The following is a 19,823-nucleotide window of genomic DNA, read 5'->3' as shown; positions in this document are numbered from 1 at the left end:
AAGTATTCCATGACAATACTTTTGGGCGGCACGTAATGGCAATTGGTAACCCTAACAGTCCAGCTTCGAAAAAGCTGCTTGAAGCGGGTATCCAGGTGGATATGGAGGCCTTAATTCAACAAGCCGCCCCCAGTAAAAGTTTAATGCCGTTGTTTCTGGAGGGCTTGCTTGGGCCTTTGCTTGGCCACCGTAGTGGTTCGCGCAAAGGCAGTGGCCTCGATTTCGCCGAACTCAATCACTATCAGCAAGGTGATGATATACGCCACGTTGATTGGAAGCTGAGTAGTCGTAAGCAGAGTCCCTATGTGCGCCATTACCAAGAGGAGAAAGAGCAGCGTTTTGAACTGCTTGTCGATCAAGGCACGAGTATGTTGTTTGGCTCTTTGGCCGATAGCAAAGCGGCTGTAGCGGCTAAACTGGCCGCTCAGATTGGGTGGCAGGCTATCCATCAAGGGGATCCTTGCTCCTGTTCTGTAGTATCCAGCTCTGAAACCCACTGGGGGCACTCTAGTCGAAGTCTTCAGTCTTGGTTGCAGACTTTATCTGATCTACAAGAAATAAATCAAAATATTAATGCAAGGGCCGAGGCATCAGATCAATTGCTGTCGTCCTGCTTAGAGGAAATGCTCGATCGTCGCTATCGCGGGCGGCATATTTATATCATTAGCGATTTTATGAGTTTGCTGGCGCAAGAACAGAATGTGCGATTGCAGCAACAGTTGCAAGCGCTGTCTCAGCATAATTCACTTCGATTAATTTATATCTTTGATGAGTTGGAGCGGAGATTTCCCGAGGCAGGTTTTTTGCCGATATCAGATGGCCATCACCACGCTGAAATCAATAGTTCAGACCCAGATTTGCAATTGGCTTTGCAGCGCACTTTTTTGCAGCGGTTACATTTTTTATCGGATGTGGCTTCAACATTACCCAATGTGCAGCTGTTGGTTTTTGATTGCTCTTTGCAATATCGAGGAGAGCTATTGTGAAGCAAGATGGCGCCTTAAACGATCCGGAAAATGAACTTCTAAACCCCAATGGGCAGGAAGGGCAGTTGGCCGCATCGATCGAAGAGGCAAGGCCAGATTTTTGGTTTCAAGGTTTTGGTAACGACTGGTTAGAACATTTCTATGAGCTGGATTCTGCAGCTGGTGAATTGCCTAGCGGCTTGCAGATGTATATACCCAAAACAGAAATTCTGTTGCTTGGGCTTGCCTTTTTATTGCTAATATTACTGAGGTATTGGCTGCTAAGCAGATTGCAGGGGCAACTGGATTATTATCGCTTGGAAGCACAAAGCGAGCTAGACGATGTGTTTGCAGCTATCGAAAGCGGTGAGCTGGATAATGCCAATCGTATGGCTGAAATTCTACAGCGCTGTCTGTTGGTATTCGCAGAGCGTAAGACTTTAAGCTCTCTTTCTGAGCGCCAAAGGGTCGAGTTTATTAATCAGTTCTTACCAAGTACTACTCCCCCATTGTTCAAGCTTGACGAGCAAGACCTCGCCGCTTTAGAGCGCGGCCGTTTTGAAAAAGCAGCTGCCAGCATGGATCAAGAGCAGCTAGAGGCCGTGCATGGCAAGCTTTTGTTTTGGGTCAAAAATCATAAAGTGGGTGAGCAGCATGTTGTCCTTTGAGCAGCTCTGGGTTTTGCTCCTATTGCCCTTGCCTTGGTTAGTAAGAAAGTTAGCCCCGGCTTATGGCAGTCAAAGGCGTTCTCTTAAGGTGCCATTTTTCCAGGCACTGCTTAAGGAGCAGGGGCAAGTTTTACAAACACAAACGGTTCAGCGGCGACGTAAAATCCAAGTGTTTTTATTGTTATCGGTGTGGTTGTTGTTATTGCTGGCCGCGGCCAAGCCGGTGTGGTTAGGTGAGCCTGTTGAGTTGCGAGAGCCAACTCGTGATCTGTTAATCGCCGTCGATTTGTCTGGCTCAATGGCAGAGCTAGATTTTGCCCCTGAAGGCGAGCAGGCTATGTCGCGGTTACGGGGAGCTAAACAGGTATTAAGTGCATTCTCAGAAGCTCGCGAAGGCGATCGCTTGGCCTTGATGGTCTATGGTGATGCGCCTTATTTACAGTTACCTTTTAGTGAGGATAAGGCGCTTTTTAATACGTTGCTAGAAGAAAGTCGAGTGCGTATGGCTGGGCCTAAGACCATGCTGGGTGATGCTGTTGGTTTCGCCTACAAGCACTTTATGGAAGAGAAAGAAGCTGGCGATGCTAGAGCTGCAGATCGCAGTCGAGTATTGCTACTATTAAGTGATGGCAATGACTCTGGTAGTCGAGTACCGCCGAAAGAAGCCGCACGCTTAGCGGCCAGCGCTGGAATTAAAATTTACCCAATTTTATTAGGTAAACTGGATGCCGTCGCGGAGCAGGCGGTCGATGAAGGGCAGCTGCAAAATTTGGCAGATATCACTGGCGGGCGCTATTTCCATGCTGAGGATGCTGGTGCCTTGACTCGGGTATCTGAGCTTTTGGATCAGTTGGAACCTAGTCGATTCGCTGTGCATTATTATCAGCCGAGCCATAATCTATTTTATTGGCCAGTGCTGCTGGCGGTGTTGCTGGTTTATCTCATACACTTTTACTTGGCTAGCCAGTCTTTTAAACAACGCAGACAGAATGTTTCAGTTTCTATGGTCGGAGCTGACAATGTTTAGCTTGTGGGATTACTGGCAAAGCTTTCACTTCTTGCGGCCATGGGCATTATGGCTCTTGCTGCCCGCATTGCTCTTGTATGTAATGGCTTTGCTTCAAGCTCGCTTGGCTAGCCGCTGGGGGCAGATCATAAAGGCCGAGTACCTAGGTATACTCGCTGTGGATAGTCGCCATCATTCTGGCTTAAGCCCGGTTCTGTTAATGTTGCTGACTTGCAGTTTGGCGGTAATAGTTATCGCAGGCCCAAGTTGGCAGCTCAAAGCTAATCCGTTAAAGCAAACTCAAGAGGCGATTTATCTTGTGTTACAGCTCAATGAGCAGATGCAAGAAGATAAACAGCATTTGTTAACGGCGAAGCTAAAAATACGAGCGTTGTTGCAAGCCAATAAAAATTTGCCGGTTGCTCTTATGGTTTTTTCCGGCAGTGCTCATAGTGTGTTGCCGCTTAGTCGAGATCATCAGGCGATAAATTTGTACCTTGCTGATTTAACAGCGGACTTGATGCCAGAAGATGGCTATCGCCCCGACTTAGCCTTGCAATATGTACAAGATCAACTTGATGTACAGCGATACCCGCAAAGCACAGTTGTTGTGATAGGCAATAATGAGAGCTTCGCTGAAACAAGTCAGTTTTCTGGCTTTAAAAAGGAGCTATTAAAGATCTATTGGTCTTATGAGGCTGCAGGGATGCCTGCGTTTTTCGCACAGTTAAATTTCGAGGCACTGCAGATGAGCCTAGGCGATAGTGATCTTAGTCACTTTAAGTGGCTGCTTAAGAAGCAGCAGCAGAGCTTGGCATATGGCGAGGAAGATGACTGGCAAGATGCGGGCTACTTGCTATTGTGGCCCTTGTTAATTTTAGCTTTGCTATGGTTTCGGCGCGGTATGGTGCTCAGTTGGACTTAAACTATGTATAAAGCAAAGCAACAACAAATTAAACGAATTAAGACGCTTTTTGACGTAAGTCTTACAGCATCTTTATTGTTGTTGATTGTCTTACATATAGTATTTGCGCTTAAACCTGGGGTAAGCCCAAAACAGTGGTGGTGGACAAATGAGCAGCGTGCCGCTCAACATTGGCAGCGAGCTGAGTATCTGCAGGCTGCGGAGTTGTTGGGCGGGACGCGTCCTGCGTCCATTGCTTACTATGCGGCTGAGGATTTTGCCAAAGCTGAGGCGCTGCTGTTGAAAGAGTACGATGAGCTGGCTTATTTTGCTCTGGCCAATAGCTTGGCTCATCAAGAGCGCTATGATGAAGCGATAATTGCCTATCGTATGGCGCTGGTTCTGCAGCCAAAATGGCCAGAAGTGGAACACAATTTACAGCTTGTGAAGGTGCTGCAAGAAAAGCCTCGCCAGCGCCGCGATAAAGATCAAGACAGCAAAAGTGATTTCGCTGCCGACGATATTTCTTTCGATCTAGATAAGGACAGCAGTGATCAGCAAGTAGATGATGCTTTAGCTAGTGGAGATCTTAGTGAGACGGCGCTGCGACAGCTTTGGCTGCGCCAATTAAATCGTAAGCCGGTGGATTTCTTGCAAAGAAAATTCGCCTATCAGTGGCATCAGCAACAGCTGAAAGAACATGCAGGGGATAAACAATGAAGCCTGTCTTCCTCGCATTTTTATATTCGCTGTTACTGTTGCTATTAGGGGCTTTAAATAGCGCATATGTTTTTGCGTCAGCTGCGCAAGAGCAGCCTCTAGCTTTTGTGCGTATTGCTTTGCTTGATGAGCCTGAAGAAGCTTTGCTTGGGCAGGAGCGACTTTTAAGTGTCAAATTGTACAGTAAAACTTGGCTTCGAAAAGCGCCGCGTTATCCGGAAATTGAAATTGATGGCGCTTTAACTGTGCGACCGTTGTCCTTTGCAAATCATAGTCAAGAACTGCTAGACGGTGCGGAATACATTGTTCAAGAGCAGCAGTATAGAATATACCCCCAGCGCTTAGGGGCCTTCTATATACCCCCTGTCGTATTGAACTTAAGCATAAGCTTGGAAGGGGAAGAGCATCGTTTATCGCTGCACAGTGATGATCTAATATTTACTGTGAAAGAAAGTGTGCCAGCTATAGTGGCACGCAACTTACAACTGGAAGAGAGTTACCAGTTATTGCGGCAGGGGGAGTCAATAGACTTGGCCGAAGGGCAAGAGTGGGAGTTGCAATTGGGTGATATCTTGCTTCGCAGTTTGTCGCTGCGGGCAGAAAAGATAAGCGCGGTGCTTTTGCCAAACCTCTACTTATTAAACAGCCGCTCCGATAGCTTATTAGGGAGGGGGGAGGAGCGCCAGTTTTCACAGCAAAGCAATGAGCTTGGGGCGCTTTACACCGAGGTCAGCCGTTTAGAAGATTTGGAAAACCGCGGCGAAGTTAGTGCTATTCGTGAAGAAATATGGCGCTATGAGCTTAGTTTTGCAGGTCAGTTGGAGATACCTGCGATTGCCTTATCTTACTGGGACAGTGAGCAAGCAGAATATCGGTACAGAGAGTTAGATGCTAAGACAATTCATATTGGGCCAACTACACCTTGGTGGTTGCTCGCGACCTTGTTGTTTGTATTGTCTATTTTGGTGCTGTTTTATTACTCATCATCTGTCCAGCTGATATTAAAGAAGTTAAAACGTCCGCATTTAGAAAGTTCGGAAAAAAGTGTATTCGATGAGCTGGTTTACGCGCTAGATCACCATGCTGCTCAACGGGCCGCCTGTTTATTAGCCCTGTGGTTAAAGTATTATGATGCCGAGCCAGAGGTTCTGGAGCCCTATATTCAGCTAAAAGAATGCCTATCTATGCCCTATGAGTTACAAGCCGCAGCAGCTGAAGATAATGAAGGCCCGGAGCAAATTAAGATAGAAAAAATAAAAACCGAAAAAATTAAGGAAGAACTCAGGTCTTTGCGTTCAGTCTTGCAAGGGCACAAGAAAAAACAAAAGCCTGAAAAGAATATATGCTTACCTCCTTTAAATCCCTACAGCAAAAACTAGCCGCTGCGCTGCTTATGTTTTTACCGCTATTGCCGGCTACTCTATATGGGGGGTGGGTAGGCAGTGAACAGTGTAAAAATTGTCACGCAGAGGCTTATCAAGCTTGGCAGGGCTCTCATCATGATTGGGCAATGAAGCCGGCGAAGCCAGATTACGTTTTGGGCGATTTTAATAATAGCCGCTTTGATCACTTTGCTGTGCTGACTGAATTTTATACTCGAGCTGGCGATTATTTTGTAAAAACCCAAAATGCTAAAGGCCAGATGCAAGAGTTTAAGGTGGCCTACACCTTCGGATTTTATCCTCTACAGCAGTATTTGTTAGAGATGCCGCAGGGTAAACTGCAGGCTTTAACGGTTGCTTGGGATTCGCGCCCAAGCGCCGAAGGTGGTCAGCGTTGGTTTCATCTTTATCCCAATGAAAAAATTCCAGCAGGCGATCCACTGCATTGGACAGGGGCATATTTTAACTGGAACAGTCGCTGTGCTGAGTGTCACTCAACAAACTTGCAGCGAAACTACAATCCTGAATCGCTAAGCTACAACACTCAGTGGTCGGAGGTGAATGTTGCCTGTGAAGCTTGCCATGGCCCAGGTCGGGATCACCTTGATTGGGCGAGCTCGGGTGCTCAGGGTAGCGATAAAAAAATTCGACGCCTACATGCCAAAGGGCAGTGGATTCTCAGTGCCGCAGATGTCATCGCCAAGCGAGAACAAGGCCCCCGTGCAGCGGGTGAAATAAGCGAGCAGATTAATGTTTGTGGTAGCTGCCATTCTCGCCGCCGTTTACTACACGAAAAACGTGAGCCAAAAGCCGCAGCGGATTTTTTTGAGCAGCATGCTCTGCAAACTCTGGTCGAGCCCATGTATCACCGTGATGGACAAATTCACGATGAAGTCTTTGTACTGGGGTCGTTTATGCAAAGTAAAATGTATCAGCATGGGGTGGAGTGCAGTAATTGTCACGAACCACACAGCCTAAAATTGCGTGCGCCGGGAAATGCGGTTTGTGCACAGTGTCATGTGCCCACGGTTTATGATCAACCAAACCACCATCATCACAAAGCCAAAAGCACTGGAGCCCAATGCGTAAACTGCCATATGCCAGAGACTCTCTATATGGTGGTAGATCCTCGTCGCGATCACAGTATCAGAATTCCTCGCCCAGATTTGAGTGAAGAGCTTGGCAGCCCTAATGCTTGCGTACAGTGCCATACTGATCGGAATAACAGTTGGGCGAGTAAACATTTTAAAGATTGGCTGCGATCAGCGGGTAAGGCCTTGCCAGAGAAACCCGCTTTGGCCGAAACGAATCCACTTAAGCTGCTGTCACGTATTAGTAAAGAGCCTGCGATTATCGCCGCTAGTATATTGGAGCGCTTAGCCCAGCAGCCAAGCAATCAATCGCTATTGGTTGCTCAATCTCGATTGCACCACCCAGAGCCGATGGTACGTGAAGCGGCGGTAAACTTTATGGCGGCCTTGCCATTGCCGCAACGCTTGCAAGAATTGCTGGCCAGTTTAGATGAGCCGGTCATGGCTGTGCGTTTGGCAATTGCTCGGCAGACTTTAGGTGCTGATACGGTGTCACTGGATGCCTCGCAGCATCAAGCCATTAATGGTTTATGGAGCGATTACAAAAACAGCTTGATATTCCATCAAGATACTGCAGCTGGGCAATTGAATTTGGGGCTCTATTTTTTAGCCTTAAACGACTTGGCAAGAGCAGAGCAAAGCTATCGAAGGGCCATCGACTTAGAGCCCTTGCATCTTGGCGCCCACTTAAATCTCGCCGATTTATTACGTCAACAGGCGAAGGCCGAGCAGTCTTTGGCCTTGTTGCGTAAGATTAGTCGTGCTTTACCTGATGCGGCCGCAGCTCAGCACGCCTTGGGCCTGGCACTGGTGCGGGCGAAACAATATCCGCCTGCCGTAGCGGCCTTGGCGCAAGCTGCTGCATTGGAGCCAGATAATAGTCGTTATTCATATGTTTATGCGGTGGCATTGCATTCCACCGGGCAAAGCATAAAAGCCCGCAGTGTTTTGAGGGAGATGGCTAGTAAGTCTTTATTGGATAGTCAGGGGCGCCGATTTTTGGCGCAGTTAGAACAAATTACTCGATAGCAAATTGACCGGATGTTGATTAAATCATGGACTCAATAAATGAGAAGTCCTTGCTCGTTGAAAGCCCGTTTGAGCAAAGCGATGTTGAATATGATCAAAAGGAAGTTGCCTACGGCGGCTTTTTTGAAATGCAAAAATGGCAGTTACGTCATCGTATGTTTTCGGGAGAATGGACGGAACACTTTCGGCGGGAAATCTTTTGTCGTGGCAATGCTGTAGCCGGAATTATTTATGACCCATGGCGTGATGAGATAGCCTTGATTGAGCAATTTAGAGTCGGTGCACATGCTCACCCTACTGGCCCCTGGTGTTTGGAAGTGGTCGCAGGAATGATGGATAAGGGCGGTGAAAGCCCCGAGGAAGTCATGGCTCGCGAGCTGGAGGAAGAGGCCGGTTTGCAGGCTAAGGGGATGGAGTTTATTTGCCGTTATTTATCCAGCCCTGGCGGCACCGATGAAGAAGTATTTCTATACGCTTTGTTATGTGATCTCAGTGGGGCTGGGGGGATTCATGGCCTTGATGAAGAGCATGAGGACATTCGTTTGCTGGTTTTTCCAGCGCAAGAGGTGTTTGCTGCTATGCTTAACGGAAGGATGAATAACGCGGCTACCTTGATTGGTTTACAATGGCTGCAGCTAAACCGGGAAAGACTCCGTGGCCAGGCCTCTGTATTGGAGTGAAATTGCAACTTTAAGTCGAATGTATTTTTATGAAATCGCGTTATAAAGTAGACCTACAGGGATTGCAGGCACTATGTGGCATGAACTATGCCAAATTGCTGCGCTTAATGCCTGCTAGGGATTCGCGTGATAGCTGGGAGTACAGTGCAAGTGCTGATGGTGCTCATAAAATCAGCATTCGTATACTAGAGCGTGCACCGTATACCACCACGGTAGCGGTAGAGCAGCAAGGTAGTATTAACAAGTGGCTTAGAGATTTGTCCTTAGGGGTGCGCATTTATCATGATGCTGAGATGGCTGAGGTAGTAAATTGGGCACAGTATCGCCAATTTTTAGGACGTTACCCTTACCCCAATGAGCAAATGCATCAAATGGATGAAAAAACCCAGTTAAATCGATTTTTGTCGGACTGGCTGGGGCTCTGTCTTGCACAGGGTCACAGTTTGGAAAATTCCAACTTCACTAAACTGGGTCAAGGGATATAAAGTCAAATGAGGGTTATTGTGCCAACAGCGGCAATATTAAGTCGTTGTTCAGTCTTAGGTGCTAGATTTGCCCCAAAGCGCGCGCCCTTGGGCGGGTATAATTAAAAGGTGTAGCGGTGATTCTACCCATAAACGCAGAGCGCCCGATGAGGGTGTTGCAGATTACAGATTGCCACTTAGGGGCTGAGTCCAGCGAGACTTTGCTGGGCTTAAATGTGGAAACCAGCTTTGTCGATGTGCTGGAGCATGCCCTTGTCCGCGAAGAAACCCCGGACCTGATTTTGGTTACCGGTGACATTGCCGGCGACCCAAGTGCCCAGGCCTATCAGCGCTTTGTTTACCACTTAGACAAAGCCTTTCCTGAAGTGCCTTTTGTATGTATACCTGGTAACCACGACGTGCCCGCCACAATGGCTTCGGTGTTTCCTGAGAGTTCTTTGCCCAAGATGGTAGAGCTGGGGGATTGGCTTATTTTGTTGCTAGATTCAACAATTCCCAATAAAGAACACGGCGATCTCAGCGCGCAAGAGCTGGATTTTGTGCAAAAAACCTTAATGCACAACCCAGATAAACGCGCCATTATTTGTATGCATCACCAACCGGTAGCGGTTGGCTGTGAATGGATTGACCAATACAAGGTTGCCTCAGCGGCGCAGTTTAAAGCTTTGTTATCCGAGTTCGATAACGTTGAATTGGTTTTGTGGGGCCATGTACATCAGGCGTTTGAGACAGAAGTAGAGGGGGTGCGCTATATGGCCAGTCCTTCTACCTGTATACAATTTAAGCCAAACTCCGTCGATTTTGCCCTTGATCGCCTTATGCCTGGCTATCGCTGGTTTGAGCTGGATAATAGCGGCCAGCTTTCAACTCGTATTGAGCGCATCAATCAAAAAGATTACCCCATAGACTACAGCAGCAATGGCTATTAATATCCTTGTTTTGGAACAGCAGCATAAGGCGGCTGTGATTTAGGATACAAGAATGCCCGCTCTGCTCTACATTCACGGTTTTCTCAGCTCTCCCAACTCCTTTAAAGCCCTACAGGTGAAAGACTGGCTGCAGCAGTATCGTCCAGATATTGAATACTATTGCCCCTTCTTGACGGTGTACCCCGATCAGGTTCAGACGGAGCTTGATCGTATTGTGGCAGGGGTGAAAGCACAGGGTGAAGATTTGTACCTTATGGGGAGTTCCATGGGGGGCTTTTGGTGTAGCTACCTGGTCGAGAAGTATGATCTTCCAGCCTTGCTTATCAACCCGGCTGTGCGCCCTTCTATGCTGATGCCAGAATATGTTGGTAAGACATTAAAGAATTACCATAGTGAAGATAGCTATACCTTAGAAGCTAAGCATATAGAGCAATTGCGCGCTTTACTGCCTGAAGAAATTACTCGCCCAGATAATTACTGGGTGTTACTGCAAACAGAAGATGAAACTTTGGACTATCGCCAAGCGGCGCAGCTGTATCAGCACTGCAAGCTTACCATTGAAGAAGGTGGTGATCATGCCTTCCAAGGTTTTGAACGTTTTATCGAGCCGGGCATAGAATTTTTAGCCCAGCGTTATCAAAAGGCGTAAGCGCTCAACGATAATACAGAAGCAATTAAGGACCCTGTATTTATGGCAAATTATAGTGCCGAGGACATTGAAGTACTCACGGGCTTAGACCCGGTTAAAAAACGCCCGGGCATGTATACCGAAACGACACGCCCTAACCACTTGGCCCAAGAGATTATTGATAACTCAGTGGATGAGGCGCTGGCAGGTCATGCTAGCCAAATCGAAGTGGTGTTGCATAAAGATAATGCCATGACCGTAACTGACGACGGTCGTGGTATGCCGGTGGACATCCACCCAGAACAAGGCCGCCCTGGCGTGGAAGTTATTCTTTCTACTCTGCACGCCGGTGGTAAGTTCAGTAATGATAATTACCAGTTTTCAGGTGGTTTGCATGGTGTGGGGGTGAGTGTTGTTAATGCTCTCTCCAAGCAGTTATTAGTGACGATTCGTCGTGGTGGCGAAGTTCATCAGATGGAATTTCGTGATGGTGATAAGCACAGCGACCTAGAAGTTATTGATAGCTGTGGTAAACGCAACACCGGTACGGCGGTAAGATTTTTACCCGACCCTCAGTATTTTGATTCCAATAAGTTTTCAATCTCGCGTATGCGTCACGTTTTGCGCGCAAAAGCGGTGCTATGCCCTGGTTTAAAAGTTGTTTTTAAAAATGAACAAACCGGTGAGAAGGACGAGTGGCATTATGAAGACGGCCTACGAGATTATCTAAAGGCAGCAACTCAGGGTTGGGAAGTTTTACCCGCGGATCCTTTTGTAGGCAGCTTTAGCGGTGACAGTGACGCGGTCGACTGGGCTGTACAGTGGTTGCCCGAAGGTGGTGAGGTTACCCAAGAAAGCTATGTGAACTTAATTCCAACCGCGCAAGGCGGCACCCATGTAAATGGCCTGCGCTCTGGCTTGTTGGATGCGGTACGTGAGTATTGTGAATTTCGCAATCTATTACCGCGCGGCGTCAAACTTGCACCCGATGATATCTGGAACAATTGCTGTTTTGTTTTAAGCACAAAAATGGGCGACCCACAGTTTTCTGGTCAGACCAAAGAGCGTTTATCTTCGCGCGAAGCGGCGGCCTTTGTTTCCGGTGTGGCAAAAGATGCATTTGGTTTGTGGCTTAATCAACACACCGAAGAAGGTGACAAGCTTGCCGAATTTTGCATTAGTAATGCTCAAAAGCGTGTGCGTTCCTCTAAAAAAGTTGCCCGTAAAAAAGTTACCCAGGGCCCGGCCTTACCGGGTAAATTGGCGGATTGCTCCAGTGGTGAGCCAGAGCGTGGTGAGCTGTTTTTGGTAGAGGGTGATTCTGCGGGCGGTTCAGCTAAGCAGGCTCGTGATCGAGAGTTTCAGGCGATCATGCCACTGCGCGGTAAAATTCTAAATACTTGGGAAGTCGATAGCTCGGAAATTTTGGCCTCCCAAGAAGTTCATGATATTTCAGTTGCCTTGGGTATTGATCCTGGCAGTGAGGATTTGTCGAAGCTGCGTTATCACAAGGTTTGTATCCTGGCGGATGCGGACTCTGATGGTTTGCACATTGCTACCTTGCTGTGTGCGCTATTCCTGCGCCACTTTCGCCCAATGGTTTCGGCAGGTCATGTCTATGTTGCTATGCCGCCATTGTACCGTATTGATGTGGGTAAAGACGTTTACTATGCCCTCGATGAGGCTGAAAAAGCCGGCATTCTAGAGCGCATTAAGGCCGAGAAAAAGAAGGGCAAAGTAGGCGTGCAGCGCTTTAAAGGCTTGGGTGAAATGAACCCGCTGCAGTTACGTGAAACCACCATGGCGGTTGATACTCGTCGCCTAGTTCAGTTGGTTTTAGAGCCAGGCGATGATACCAACCAGGTAATGGATATGTTACTGGCCAAAAAGCGTGCGGGCGATCGTAAGGCATGGTTGGAGCAGAAGGGTAATTTGGCTGAGGTGTAGCTAGAGCTTTAATTCTAGAAGTACTCAGTTGTTAAGAGCGGGCAGCTTATGCTGCCCCAAAAGGAGAGCTAATAAATGGAAAGTAATCATCTGAAGGCCTTCAAGTCGCACAAAAAGATAATGCTGAGAATTGCAGTATTGATGGCCTTGGCTTTCGGCTTATTATTGGTTCTTAATCTTAAAATGAACATTGGCCTTACTGATGGCCAAGTGAAAATGCTAACCTCAGTATTGCCGGTTTTGATTGCCATTCCTTTTGGCATGTTGGCAGCTCACAGCTGGAAACTGTACGAATTGCTTAAACAGCAAATGAGTCAAAATTCTGAGTCTATAAAAGCTCTGGCGGACTCGAATTAAAAACTATCTCTTCTTTAGCTTGCATAACCTGTCTAATAAACTGCATTAGTTGGGCTTTGGTTGGGCTTGTGCACTAAATTTGATTTCTGAAACATAACTCTCCCCACGCCTTTCAAAATTAACTGCCCAGCCATGATGCTGACATATGCGGCTAATAATCTCCTGCCCATAACTTTATCTTATGTAGCTCACATTTCATCAGCACAACATTCAGCCTGTAAAAATTCGATCAGCGCTTCAAAGTGCTCATATTCGGCTTGGCAATACAGGGTTCTGCCGTCGCGGGTTTGGGAGAGTAGCTGGGCTGAGGCCAGGCTAGCAATATGATGGGATAGGGTCGAGTTAGGTATCTTCAGCTCTTCTTGCAGCTTGCCTACGGCCATGCCGGGCTGGCCTGCTTTGACCAAGCGTTTATAAATCGATAAGCGAATAGGGTGCCCGAGTTCTTTTAAGGCTTTGGCGGCTATTTCAATATCCATTGTGTCTCTGTACTGCGGTATTTGATATTTCGATATTAGCAGAAATATCTTGACCTGGCTTTCTTTAAAAACTATATTTCGACAATTCCGGAAATATAGTTTTATGGTTTTGTAGTTATTAGGATTTTGCAGTTATTTCGGTTTAGCAATTATTCCTGCTTGGCCGTTGTTTCAGCTTGAGAGATATAGGAGGACAAGATGGTGACTCAGTCAGCTATCGTGGCGAGTTTGGAAATGTTTGTGTTTTTGGCGGTTGAGCTAACCTTGCTGTTTTTAGTGGTGAGCTATGCTGTGGCTTATTTGCAAACCCGGCTGCCGCCACAGAAAATTCAGGACATTCTGGGCGCCAAGCAAGGCAAAGGCTATTTCTTTGCCGCATTGCTGGGTTCTATTACCCCGTTTTGCTCTTGTTCGACCATCCCATTTCTAAAAGGCCTGTTAAGAGCTAAAGCGGGTTTTGGCACTATGATGGTGTTTCTCTTTGCCAGCCCATTACTCAATCCAATTATTATCGCGCTTTTCTTTGCCACCTTTGGTGCGGCGGTAACATTGTTTTACTTTGTGATGGCGATGGGGGTATCACTAATTGCCGGTATTGCTCTAGAGGCCATGGGCTTTGAGCGTTACCTTGAAGCGCAATCCTATGAAGCACCTGATTCAGCGGGCTGTTCTCAAACTTGCGGCCAAGAAGTTCAAAAGCAAAGCCTATGGCGTAAATTGTGGGAGTCGACTTGGCAAGATTTTAAAACGGTGTTGCCCTATTTGATGGCGGGCATTGCAATTGGCTCAGTGATTTATGGTTTTATGCCCACCGAGTGGGTGGCTACATTTGCCAGTGCCGAAAACCCCTTCGCTATACCGATAGCCGCCATTATTGGAATTCCACTGTATATACGCGCCGAGGCTGTTATTCCATTGAGCGCTGTATTGGTCGCTAAAGGAATGGGGCTGGGTGCGGTAATGGCCTTGATTATCGGCAGTGCTGGGGCAAGCCTTACCGAGGTGATTCTATTGAAGTCTATTTTTAAAAGTCCGTTAATTGCTGCCTTTTTATTGGTTATCGTCAGCATGGCGGTTATATCGGGTTTCCTATATGGACTGATCTTCTGAGGGCCGTTGGAGGCATGAGCAGATTGCCTTGCTAGTTGTTTATGCTGACTATGGAATCGATTTGGCTTAATCTGCATTATTCACAAGTGCCTTAATAATTAAGAATAATAATTTGCTGACGACAGTGCTTGCCCAGCAATCCGTACCCAGGAGCCTCCAATGCATTTCTCCGTTGAATCTTTTCCTCATTTTGTCAGTGAGGATATTTGCTTACAGTTTAACCGTGTCTGGCAGCGATTGGCTGAGCCGGGTTACTGGTGGACAGCACAGCAGCGCAAATTAATTGTTGAGGCTATGCGGGCGGCGAAGCCTAGACCAGTTTACGACCGTCAGCGTGAAGCGGTGTCGAATCTATCTCATCAAGAGCCATCTCCAGAATGCTTGAGTCCGCTGTTGCTCGATACCATCGAGCGCGTTAGCACTGAGTCGGGACAGTTGGATGGACTGTGGTGTCGATCTGTCTGCGAAAGAATTGGTGAAGGCGCTTATGTTGAGCTGGTGGCCTTAATTATCTTGGTGTTACCTATTGATCGTTTTTGCATGGCGCTGGGGCGAGATTTACAGCCTTTACCTGAGCCCCAAAAGGGTGAGCCCTTAAGAGCTTATCCAGAGGGTATTGTGGAAAACGGGGCTTGGGTGCGCCAAACAAAATCTGCGGTTGCAAACAAAGAGTTGGTGAATGTTTCACGCGCTTTAAGTATCTGCCCGATTGAAAATGGCCTGCGTCGCGATCTGGTGGATGCCATGTATATGGAGGGCCATAGTTTTTTCGATAAGTTGTGGCACAGAAAATCTTTATCACGCACTCAGTTAGAAATCGCAGCCACTCGCACCTCTGTGATCAACAGATGTTTTTATTGCGCCAATGGACATACCATGATTTTGGATATGGCGGCTAAGGCTAGCGGTGATGCCGTAGATTTGAGATCCCCTCAGGGCCAAGAGGTGAATGACATTGGTGTCGAGCATGGCGAACTAATTTTGGATTATACCGAGTTTGCAAATCGAGAACCTGAAAAAGCCTATGAGCAGTACCCTAAGCTCATTGACGTTCTGGGTGAAAGGGCGGCCATGGAATTGGCCGCCGTGGTTGCGATATTCAATGGCTTAAACCGAACTAGCGATCCAACTGGGGTGCCAATGGAAGAAACCTTGATGGCCTATGGGCGACTGGGCAATAAAACCGAAAGCTTAGGCTTAGCGAAAATGACTGGCATCAATAATACCGAGCGCCCTTCACTGTTGCAGAGTATTTGGATTTTAGTGAAGTTTCAGATTCGACGCATAATGGGGGAGGGGCAATAGGTGATTATTGCTATTGCCCATCGAGGTATTCTTTAAGCTCCTTAAAAGGAAGTGCGGGGCTATATAAAAAGCCTTGTAGCTCATGGCAGCCATTATTGCTGAGGAACTCTTTATGGCTGTTTTGCTCTACTCCTTCGGCAACTATCGATAGATCAAGGCGTTTGGCCATTTCGATAACACTTAAAATAATTTCTCTGGCATTTGCGCTGTGATCAATTTCTTGGGTAAAGGATTGATCTATTTTGATTCGTTTATAGGGCAGTTGTTTTAAATGGCTTAAGGATGAATAGCCAGTTCCGAAATCATCAATGGTAAAGCCGATACCAAAGTCGCTGAGTTGGCTCATTACTTTCATGGCGGTGTCGATGTCGCGCATCAATGTACTTTCGGTGACTTCAAACTCAAGGCTCGATGGCGGCAGGCCAAGCTCCATAACAATAAGTTGCACTCGGCTAACAAAGTTTTCTGATAGGAATTGCTGGGGTGAAATGTTTATCCCCATTTGAATGTCATCATGGCCCAATTCGCGTAATTGTTTTAGATGGAAGCAGGCCTTTTTTAATACCCAGTCACCAATCGCAGAGATCATGCCTGAGTGCTCGGCTACCGGTATAAAGCTACTGGGGCTGATCCAGCCAAGCTTTGGATTCTTCCAGCGCAATAGGGCCTCAAGGCCATTGCAGTTTCCATCGCGTGTGTCGATACGTGGTTGGAAGTGCAATTCCAGTTCTAGTCGGTCGATAGCGTGGACCAGTGCTTGCTCGAGTTCGTAACGGGCTTGGACTTCCTGGCCAATGGTTTCGGAGTAAAAGCAGTAGCTACCTTTGTCATCCATGCGTGCTTTAAAAAGCGCAGTAGATGCATTGCGCATTGCCTCTCCGGCATCGTGACTATCTTTGGGCCAGCAGCTTATGCCCATATTGGGTGACAGAATCAAACTCTGGCGATCTCGCGTTATCGGACGGCTGAAGCTGGCATTTAGGCGCTCTAGAAGATCAAGCGTGTTTTGGCCTTGCCGATCATCGCTCACTAAGAAGGCGAAGTCATCACTGTTGAGGTGCGCCATAAAGTAGCCAGGACGATTTATTTCACGCAGTTGCTCAGTAATTTGTAGCAGCCCCGCTTTACCCAAGCTCTGATCGTAAATACTGTGGCTGGCATCGCTCCAATTAAAGTGGCAGATAATAAGGGCAACTTGCTGGCTGCTTTGCGCTTTAATAATCTTGGCAAGCTCGCGTTCTAGTGCTCCTTGGTTGGGTAATTCGGTAAGGGGGTTTCGGCTGCTTAGCTCGTCCAGTTTATCCTGTAGCTCTTGCTGGGTTTTAGCTTGGTAGTGCAGGCGCCATAAATTCCAAAGGGGCCAACAAATCATTAGGCATGCAATGCTGCTGGCTGGGGCAAACCAATACCCGCTAGCTAAAAGCATCGCAGAAAACGTTAAGCTGGCACTGATAAAAACCAGGGTAAGTGAGAAGCCATAACGCAGTGGCGCCAACATGATAGCGCTGGCACCGAGTAGAATAATTAGAATACTGATTAACCACTGCTGCCAAGGATTTAGCTCTTGCAGCACTTTACCTTGTAATAAGCCATTGAGTTGCTGGGCGAGTAGCTCAACTCCGGGCATTCTTTCGTGCTCTCGGTAAGATGGCGTAGCAATTCTGTCGCCGATTCCCGTGGCTGTTACACCCACGAAAAGGTATTTTTGATCAAGCTGATTCAACTTGATGCGCTGGTGTAAGACATCGGCATAGGAAAGTCGCGTGGCCTGATCTTGTCGCAAAGTGAATGGGATTAGCCCCCGCTTATTGCGTACCCAGCCAGCTGCAATTCGGCCTTCGATATTGTGATTTTGTAATTGTTCGAGTTGCGGTACTGGGTCTTTTGCAAACTGTGCCATGGCCAAGGGCATGGATGGCCAGTGGGCATCACCCATGCCGCCATAGGCATGAAATTTTCGATTCAAGCCATCAAGATCGAGCTCTACATCGACATGGCCAATGCCCGCCGCGCCGGCGGCTAGGCTTGCCATTGGTAGTAATTCGCTAACACCGGAACCCTGGCTAAGCAAAACAGGAGCGGTGATTAAAAAGGTTTTGCTATTGTTTTCGATGGCCTCAGCTAAGGCTTGATCGGCACTGCTTTCTTGCGGCTCAGAGAAAATAATGTCGAGGCCAATGGCTTTGCTGTCGTATTGGCTGAGGACATTTAATAGGTCGGCGTGAATATTTCTGGGCCAAGGCCAGCGGCCAAGCTCCATGATGCTGGCGTCATCGATATCGATAATGACGATATCTTTCGACATCTTTGGTGCTTGAACTGGTAATAGCAAATCGTAGCTGAGGGTATCAAAGCGGTTGAGTAGATTGCTAAAGTGTAAGCCGCTGGCCAATATTAAAAGGCCAGCGAGAAGAAGTATTGCAACGCCCAGTGTCTGTCTGTCTCGCCCGGGCATATTGCCGCCTGCTTAGATAATCAAAATGGCAATAATACCAAGAATTAGCGCCCAGTGGCTGTTATCGGGTAAGCCTTCGATCACTTGCGTGCTTCCCCAGGGGCTTTCATAGCCATCGGCTTCGATAGTCTTTACGCGCATATAGCGCTGATTGCCGGTGTGGGGGGCAAAGGCGAACTGCGGCACATCAGTGGTTTCATCAACGATGATGCGCTTAAAGTTCTTATCTTTGGCTATTTGTACTTTATAGCGCTGGCCTTCTCCCGTTTTTTCCCAGCTGGCCAGAAGCTTACCGTCGTCCCCGCTCGCAACTGCGGTTTGAGGCTCTTTAGGAATCGGTTTTACATTGTAGTGGCGAGTAACCCCTACTGGGCCGTATTCCCCGTCAGAGGCAATACTGGTCAAGCGCCAATAGAAATCGCCCAGCTCAGCGACGGCATTGCTATTGAATTGGCGGGCTTGGGTTTCTTCTTTGAGCAGCAAGTTGTTGAACTCCGGATCACTGGCTAGCTCTAGCAAATATCGCTCAGCATCACTGGATTCGGTCCACTGAAGAGTTGGCCACTCGGCGCGGTAGCTCTGCTTATTGTGTGGCTTCAGGGGCAGTGGAGGCTGAGGTCTGGCATCTAGCACGAATTGAGTCATCTTTTCGAGGCCTTCCAGGCCCAATTCGTCGATGCCACGAACACGCACAAAGTACTCGCCATCGGGTAAATCGGGTAGTGCAGCTTTGCTGTACTCGCTGACGCCTTGCCACAATAAGGTTTCAAAGGCAGCGTTTGCGCTGACCTCTGTTCGATAGGCTTTGGCGCCATCAAGCGCATGCCACTCTAAGCGCCAATTGAGTTGTCTAATGGCGTTGGGGATGGCTTTAAACTGAGGTGCTGGTAGCAGTTCTTTGGGTTTGCTGGGTGCTTCGCCAGCTTTTACCTGGGTTCCAAAGCCTGCTGGTACCAGTGTCTGGGATTTTCCACCGGCGACGGCAACCTTACCTTCAACCACTTCGATATTGGATGTTTCGCCATTATCGTTGGCGACTGCGCGGTAAGCGGTACCTCTAACCGCACTGATGGCCGACGGCGTGTGGATTTCAAAGCGCGAGCCTGGGCCAACAGCGGTGGTAACTTTTGAGCTTAAGCGGCCTTGCAGGAGCTTAATTCGTGAATCCACCATGCCAGTGCTACCGTGCGCGCTTAGATGGTCAAATCGCACAATGCTTTGGTCGAAGATGGAAACTATGGAGTTATCAGCAAAACGGATTGCGACGCCGCTGTTTTCACCTGTGCGGATAACATCGCCTAGGTAAATCTCCATGGCCTTACTGGCATTTAATCGTTCTTTGCCTTGGGCTCGCTCGATTTCAGCTTGGCCCGTAATCGAGTGAATGCGAGCTGGCACTAAATTAGATTTAATCCAGGCCATTGGGACGCGCACCACAGAGCCTGGCTTCATCCGGGTTGGATCGCTGATATTATTTATCTTACGAAGCTGTTCAAAGCGGGTGACTTTGTCTAGGTGCTTTTTGCTAAAGTTCCAAAGGTTGTCGCCATCTACTACGGTATAAACCCATTCATCAGCGAGTGAGAGTTGTGTAAAGCACAGGCTTATTAGGCACAGTGCAAGCTTGTATCGCAGGTGTTTGCGCAACATAGTGTATTCCAGCTAAACCGCTTAAATTGAATT

At 47.7% G+C, this 19,823-nt stretch carries 18 protein-coding genes; 15 read left to right on the top strand and 3 right to left on the bottom strand.

The annotated features are described in order from the left end of the window. Positions 1 to 35: 35 nt before the first annotated feature. From Q1A41_RS09065 to Q1A41_RS09005, 13 genes are all read left to right on the top strand, one after another. The gene (locus Q1A41_RS09065; RefSeq protein WP_299977463.1) at positions 36 to 986 is read left to right on the top strand and encodes a DUF58 domain-containing protein; all 951 of its coding nucleotides are present in this window, start codon (positions 36 to 38) and stop codon (positions 984 to 986) included. Continuing rightward, positions 983 to 1,633 carry a DUF4381 family protein gene (locus Q1A41_RS09060; RefSeq protein ID WP_299977460.1) on the top strand — a complete coding sequence of 217 codons (651 nt, stop codon included), beginning with the start codon at positions 983 to 985 and terminating at the stop codon, positions 1,631 to 1,633. Before Q1A41_RS09065 ends, Q1A41_RS09060 begins: the two co-directional genes overlap by 4 nt. Next, a complete protein-coding gene (locus Q1A41_RS09055; RefSeq protein WP_299977457.1) occupies positions 1,620 to 2,660 on the top strand; it encodes a VWA domain-containing protein in 1,041 nt (346 codons plus the stop codon). Before Q1A41_RS09060 ends, Q1A41_RS09055 begins: the two co-directional genes overlap by 14 nt. After that, positions 2,653 to 3,564 carry a VWA domain-containing protein gene (locus Q1A41_RS09050; RefSeq protein ID WP_299977454.1) on the top strand — a complete coding sequence of 304 codons (912 nt, stop codon included), beginning with the start codon at positions 2,653 to 2,655 and terminating at the stop codon, positions 3,562 to 3,564. Before Q1A41_RS09055 ends, Q1A41_RS09050 begins: the two co-directional genes overlap by 8 nt. 3 nt (positions 3,565 to 3,567) lie before the next feature. Further along, complete coding sequence (locus Q1A41_RS09045) at positions 3,568 to 4,263, top strand: tetratricopeptide repeat protein (RefSeq protein ID WP_299977451.1); 696 nt, start codon at positions 3,568 to 3,570, stop codon at positions 4,261 to 4,263. After that, positions 4,260 to 5,642, top strand: a complete 1,383-nt coding sequence (locus tag Q1A41_RS09040) for a hypothetical protein (protein ID WP_299977449.1) — start codon at positions 4,260 to 4,262, stop codon at positions 5,640 to 5,642. Before Q1A41_RS09045 ends, Q1A41_RS09040 begins: the two co-directional genes overlap by 4 nt. Then, on the top strand, positions 5,606 to 7,765 hold the full coding sequence (locus tag Q1A41_RS09035) for a multiheme c-type cytochrome (protein ID WP_299977446.1): 2,160 nt from the start codon (positions 5,606 to 5,608) through the stop codon (positions 7,763 to 7,765). Before Q1A41_RS09040 ends, Q1A41_RS09035 begins: the two co-directional genes overlap by 37 nt. Positions 7,766 to 7,791: 26 nt before the next feature. After that, complete coding sequence (locus Q1A41_RS09030) at positions 7,792 to 8,445, top strand: NUDIX domain-containing protein (protein ID WP_299977442.1); 654 nt, start codon at positions 7,792 to 7,794, stop codon at positions 8,443 to 8,445. 29 nt (positions 8,446 to 8,474) lie between these two features. Then, positions 8,475 to 8,930: a DUF1249 domain-containing protein gene (locus Q1A41_RS09025; RefSeq protein WP_299977439.1), complete on the top strand. Its 456-nt coding sequence runs from the start codon at positions 8,475 to 8,477 to the stop codon at positions 8,928 to 8,930. A gap of 116 nt (positions 8,931 to 9,046) precedes the next feature. Beyond that, positions 9,047 to 9,859 carry a 3',5'-cyclic-AMP phosphodiesterase gene (gene cpdA, locus Q1A41_RS09020; RefSeq protein WP_299977436.1) on the top strand — a complete coding sequence of 271 codons (813 nt, stop codon included), beginning with the start codon at positions 9,047 to 9,049 and terminating at the stop codon, positions 9,857 to 9,859. A 52-nt stretch (positions 9,860 to 9,911) separates the two neighbouring features. Continuing rightward, positions 9,912 to 10,508: a YqiA/YcfP family alpha/beta fold hydrolase gene (locus Q1A41_RS09015; RefSeq protein WP_299977433.1), complete on the top strand. Its 597-nt coding sequence runs from the start codon at positions 9,912 to 9,914 to the stop codon at positions 10,506 to 10,508. A gap of 42 nt (positions 10,509 to 10,550) precedes the next feature. Further along, entirely contained in the window at positions 10,551 to 12,434 is a 1,884-nt protein-coding gene (parE, locus tag Q1A41_RS09010) for a DNA topoisomerase IV subunit B (RefSeq protein WP_299977429.1), read from the top strand. Positions 12,435 to 12,509: 75 nt separating this feature from the next. Continuing rightward, complete coding sequence (locus Q1A41_RS09005; RefSeq protein ID WP_299977426.1) at positions 12,510 to 12,791, top strand: hypothetical protein; 282 nt, start codon at positions 12,510 to 12,512, stop codon at positions 12,789 to 12,791. 188 nt (positions 12,792 to 12,979) lie between these two features. Here Q1A41_RS09005 and Q1A41_RS09000 read toward each other — a convergent pair whose 3' ends face one another. Then, complete coding sequence (locus Q1A41_RS09000; RefSeq protein WP_299775483.1) at positions 12,980 to 13,270, bottom strand: metalloregulator ArsR/SmtB family transcription factor; 291 nt, start codon at positions 13,268 to 13,270, stop codon at positions 12,980 to 12,982. 198 nt (positions 13,271 to 13,468) lie between these two features. Here Q1A41_RS09000 and Q1A41_RS08995 point away from each other — a divergent pair, with 198 nt between their 5' ends. Beyond that, positions 13,469 to 14,380, top strand: coding sequence for a permease (locus Q1A41_RS08995; protein WP_299977423.1), 912 nt, complete (start codon positions 13,469 to 13,471; stop codon positions 14,378 to 14,380). Between the two features lie 159 nt (positions 14,381 to 14,539). Continuing rightward, entirely contained in the window at positions 14,540 to 15,685 is a 1,146-nt protein-coding gene (locus tag Q1A41_RS08990; RefSeq protein ID WP_299977421.1) for an alkylhydroperoxidase-related (seleno)protein, read from the top strand. Positions 15,686 to 15,695: 10 nt separating this feature from the next. Here the strand turns inward: Q1A41_RS08990 and Q1A41_RS08985 are convergent, their stop codons facing one another. Both Q1A41_RS08985 and Q1A41_RS08980 read right to left on the bottom strand, forming a co-directional pair. Continuing rightward, positions 15,696 to 18,140, bottom strand: coding sequence for an EAL domain-containing protein (locus Q1A41_RS08985; RefSeq protein WP_299977418.1), 2,445 nt, complete (start codon positions 18,138 to 18,140; stop codon positions 15,696 to 15,698). Positions 18,141 to 18,152: 12 nt separating this feature from the next. Continuing rightward, positions 18,153 to 19,790, bottom strand: coding sequence for a FecR domain-containing protein (locus Q1A41_RS08980; RefSeq protein ID WP_299977415.1), 1,638 nt, complete (start codon positions 19,788 to 19,790; stop codon positions 18,153 to 18,155). Between the last annotated feature and the right edge of the window lie 33 nt (positions 19,791 to 19,823).

This window comes from uncultured Pseudoteredinibacter sp. (assembly GCF_947502065.1).
Classification (GTDB): Bacteria; Pseudomonadota; Gammaproteobacteria; order Pseudomonadales; family Cellvibrionaceae; genus Pseudoteredinibacter.
Note: the sequence above shows the minus strand (reverse complement) of the source record. Positions and strands in the feature narration are given on the sequence as shown.

Coding starts and splice junctions, on each gene's coding strand:
- Q1A41_RS09065 (WP_299977463.1), top strand. CDS start 36: ATGGCAATTGGTAACCCTAACAGTCCAGCTTCGAAAAAGCTGCTTGAA.
- Q1A41_RS09055 (WP_299977457.1), top strand. CDS start 1,620: ATGTTGTCCTTTGAGCAGCTCTGGGTTTTGCTCCTATTGCCCTTGCCT.
- Q1A41_RS09050 (WP_299977454.1), top strand. CDS start 2,653: ATGTTTAGCTTGTGGGATTACTGGCAAAGCTTTCACTTCTTGCGGCCA.
- Q1A41_RS09045 (WP_299977451.1), top strand. CDS start 3,568: ATGTATAAAGCAAAGCAACAACAAATTAAACGAATTAAGACGCTTTTT.
- Q1A41_RS09040 (WP_299977449.1), top strand. CDS start 4,260: ATGAAGCCTGTCTTCCTCGCATTTTTATATTCGCTGTTACTGTTGCTA.
- Q1A41_RS09035 (WP_299977446.1), top strand. CDS start 5,606: ATGCTTACCTCCTTTAAATCCCTACAGCAAAAACTAGCCGCTGCGCTG.
- Q1A41_RS09030 (WP_299977442.1), top strand. CDS start 7,792: ATGGACTCAATAAATGAGAAGTCCTTGCTCGTTGAAAGCCCGTTTGAG.
- Q1A41_RS09025 (WP_299977439.1), top strand. CDS start 8,475: ATGAAATCGCGTTATAAAGTAGACCTACAGGGATTGCAGGCACTATGT.
- Q1A41_RS09015 (WP_299977433.1), top strand. CDS start 9,912: ATGCCCGCTCTGCTCTACATTCACGGTTTTCTCAGCTCTCCCAACTCC.
- parE (WP_299977429.1), top strand. CDS start 10,551: ATGGCAAATTATAGTGCCGAGGACATTGAAGTACTCACGGGCTTAGAC.
- Q1A41_RS09005 (WP_299977426.1), top strand. CDS start 12,510: ATGGAAAGTAATCATCTGAAGGCCTTCAAGTCGCACAAAAAGATAATG.
- Q1A41_RS09000 (WP_299775483.1), bottom strand. CDS start 13,270: ATGGATATTGAAATAGCCGCCAAAGCCTTAAAAGAACTCGGGCACCCT.
- Q1A41_RS08995 (WP_299977423.1), top strand. CDS start 13,469: ATGGTGACTCAGTCAGCTATCGTGGCGAGTTTGGAAATGTTTGTGTTT.
- Q1A41_RS08990 (WP_299977421.1), top strand. CDS start 14,540: ATGCATTTCTCCGTTGAATCTTTTCCTCATTTTGTCAGTGAGGATATT.
- Q1A41_RS08985 (WP_299977418.1), bottom strand. CDS start 18,140: ATGCCCGGGCGAGACAGACAGACACTGGGCGTTGCAATACTTCTTCTC.
- Q1A41_RS08980 (WP_299977415.1), bottom strand. CDS start 19,790: ATGTTGCGCAAACACCTGCGATACAAGCTTGCACTGTGCCTAATAAGC.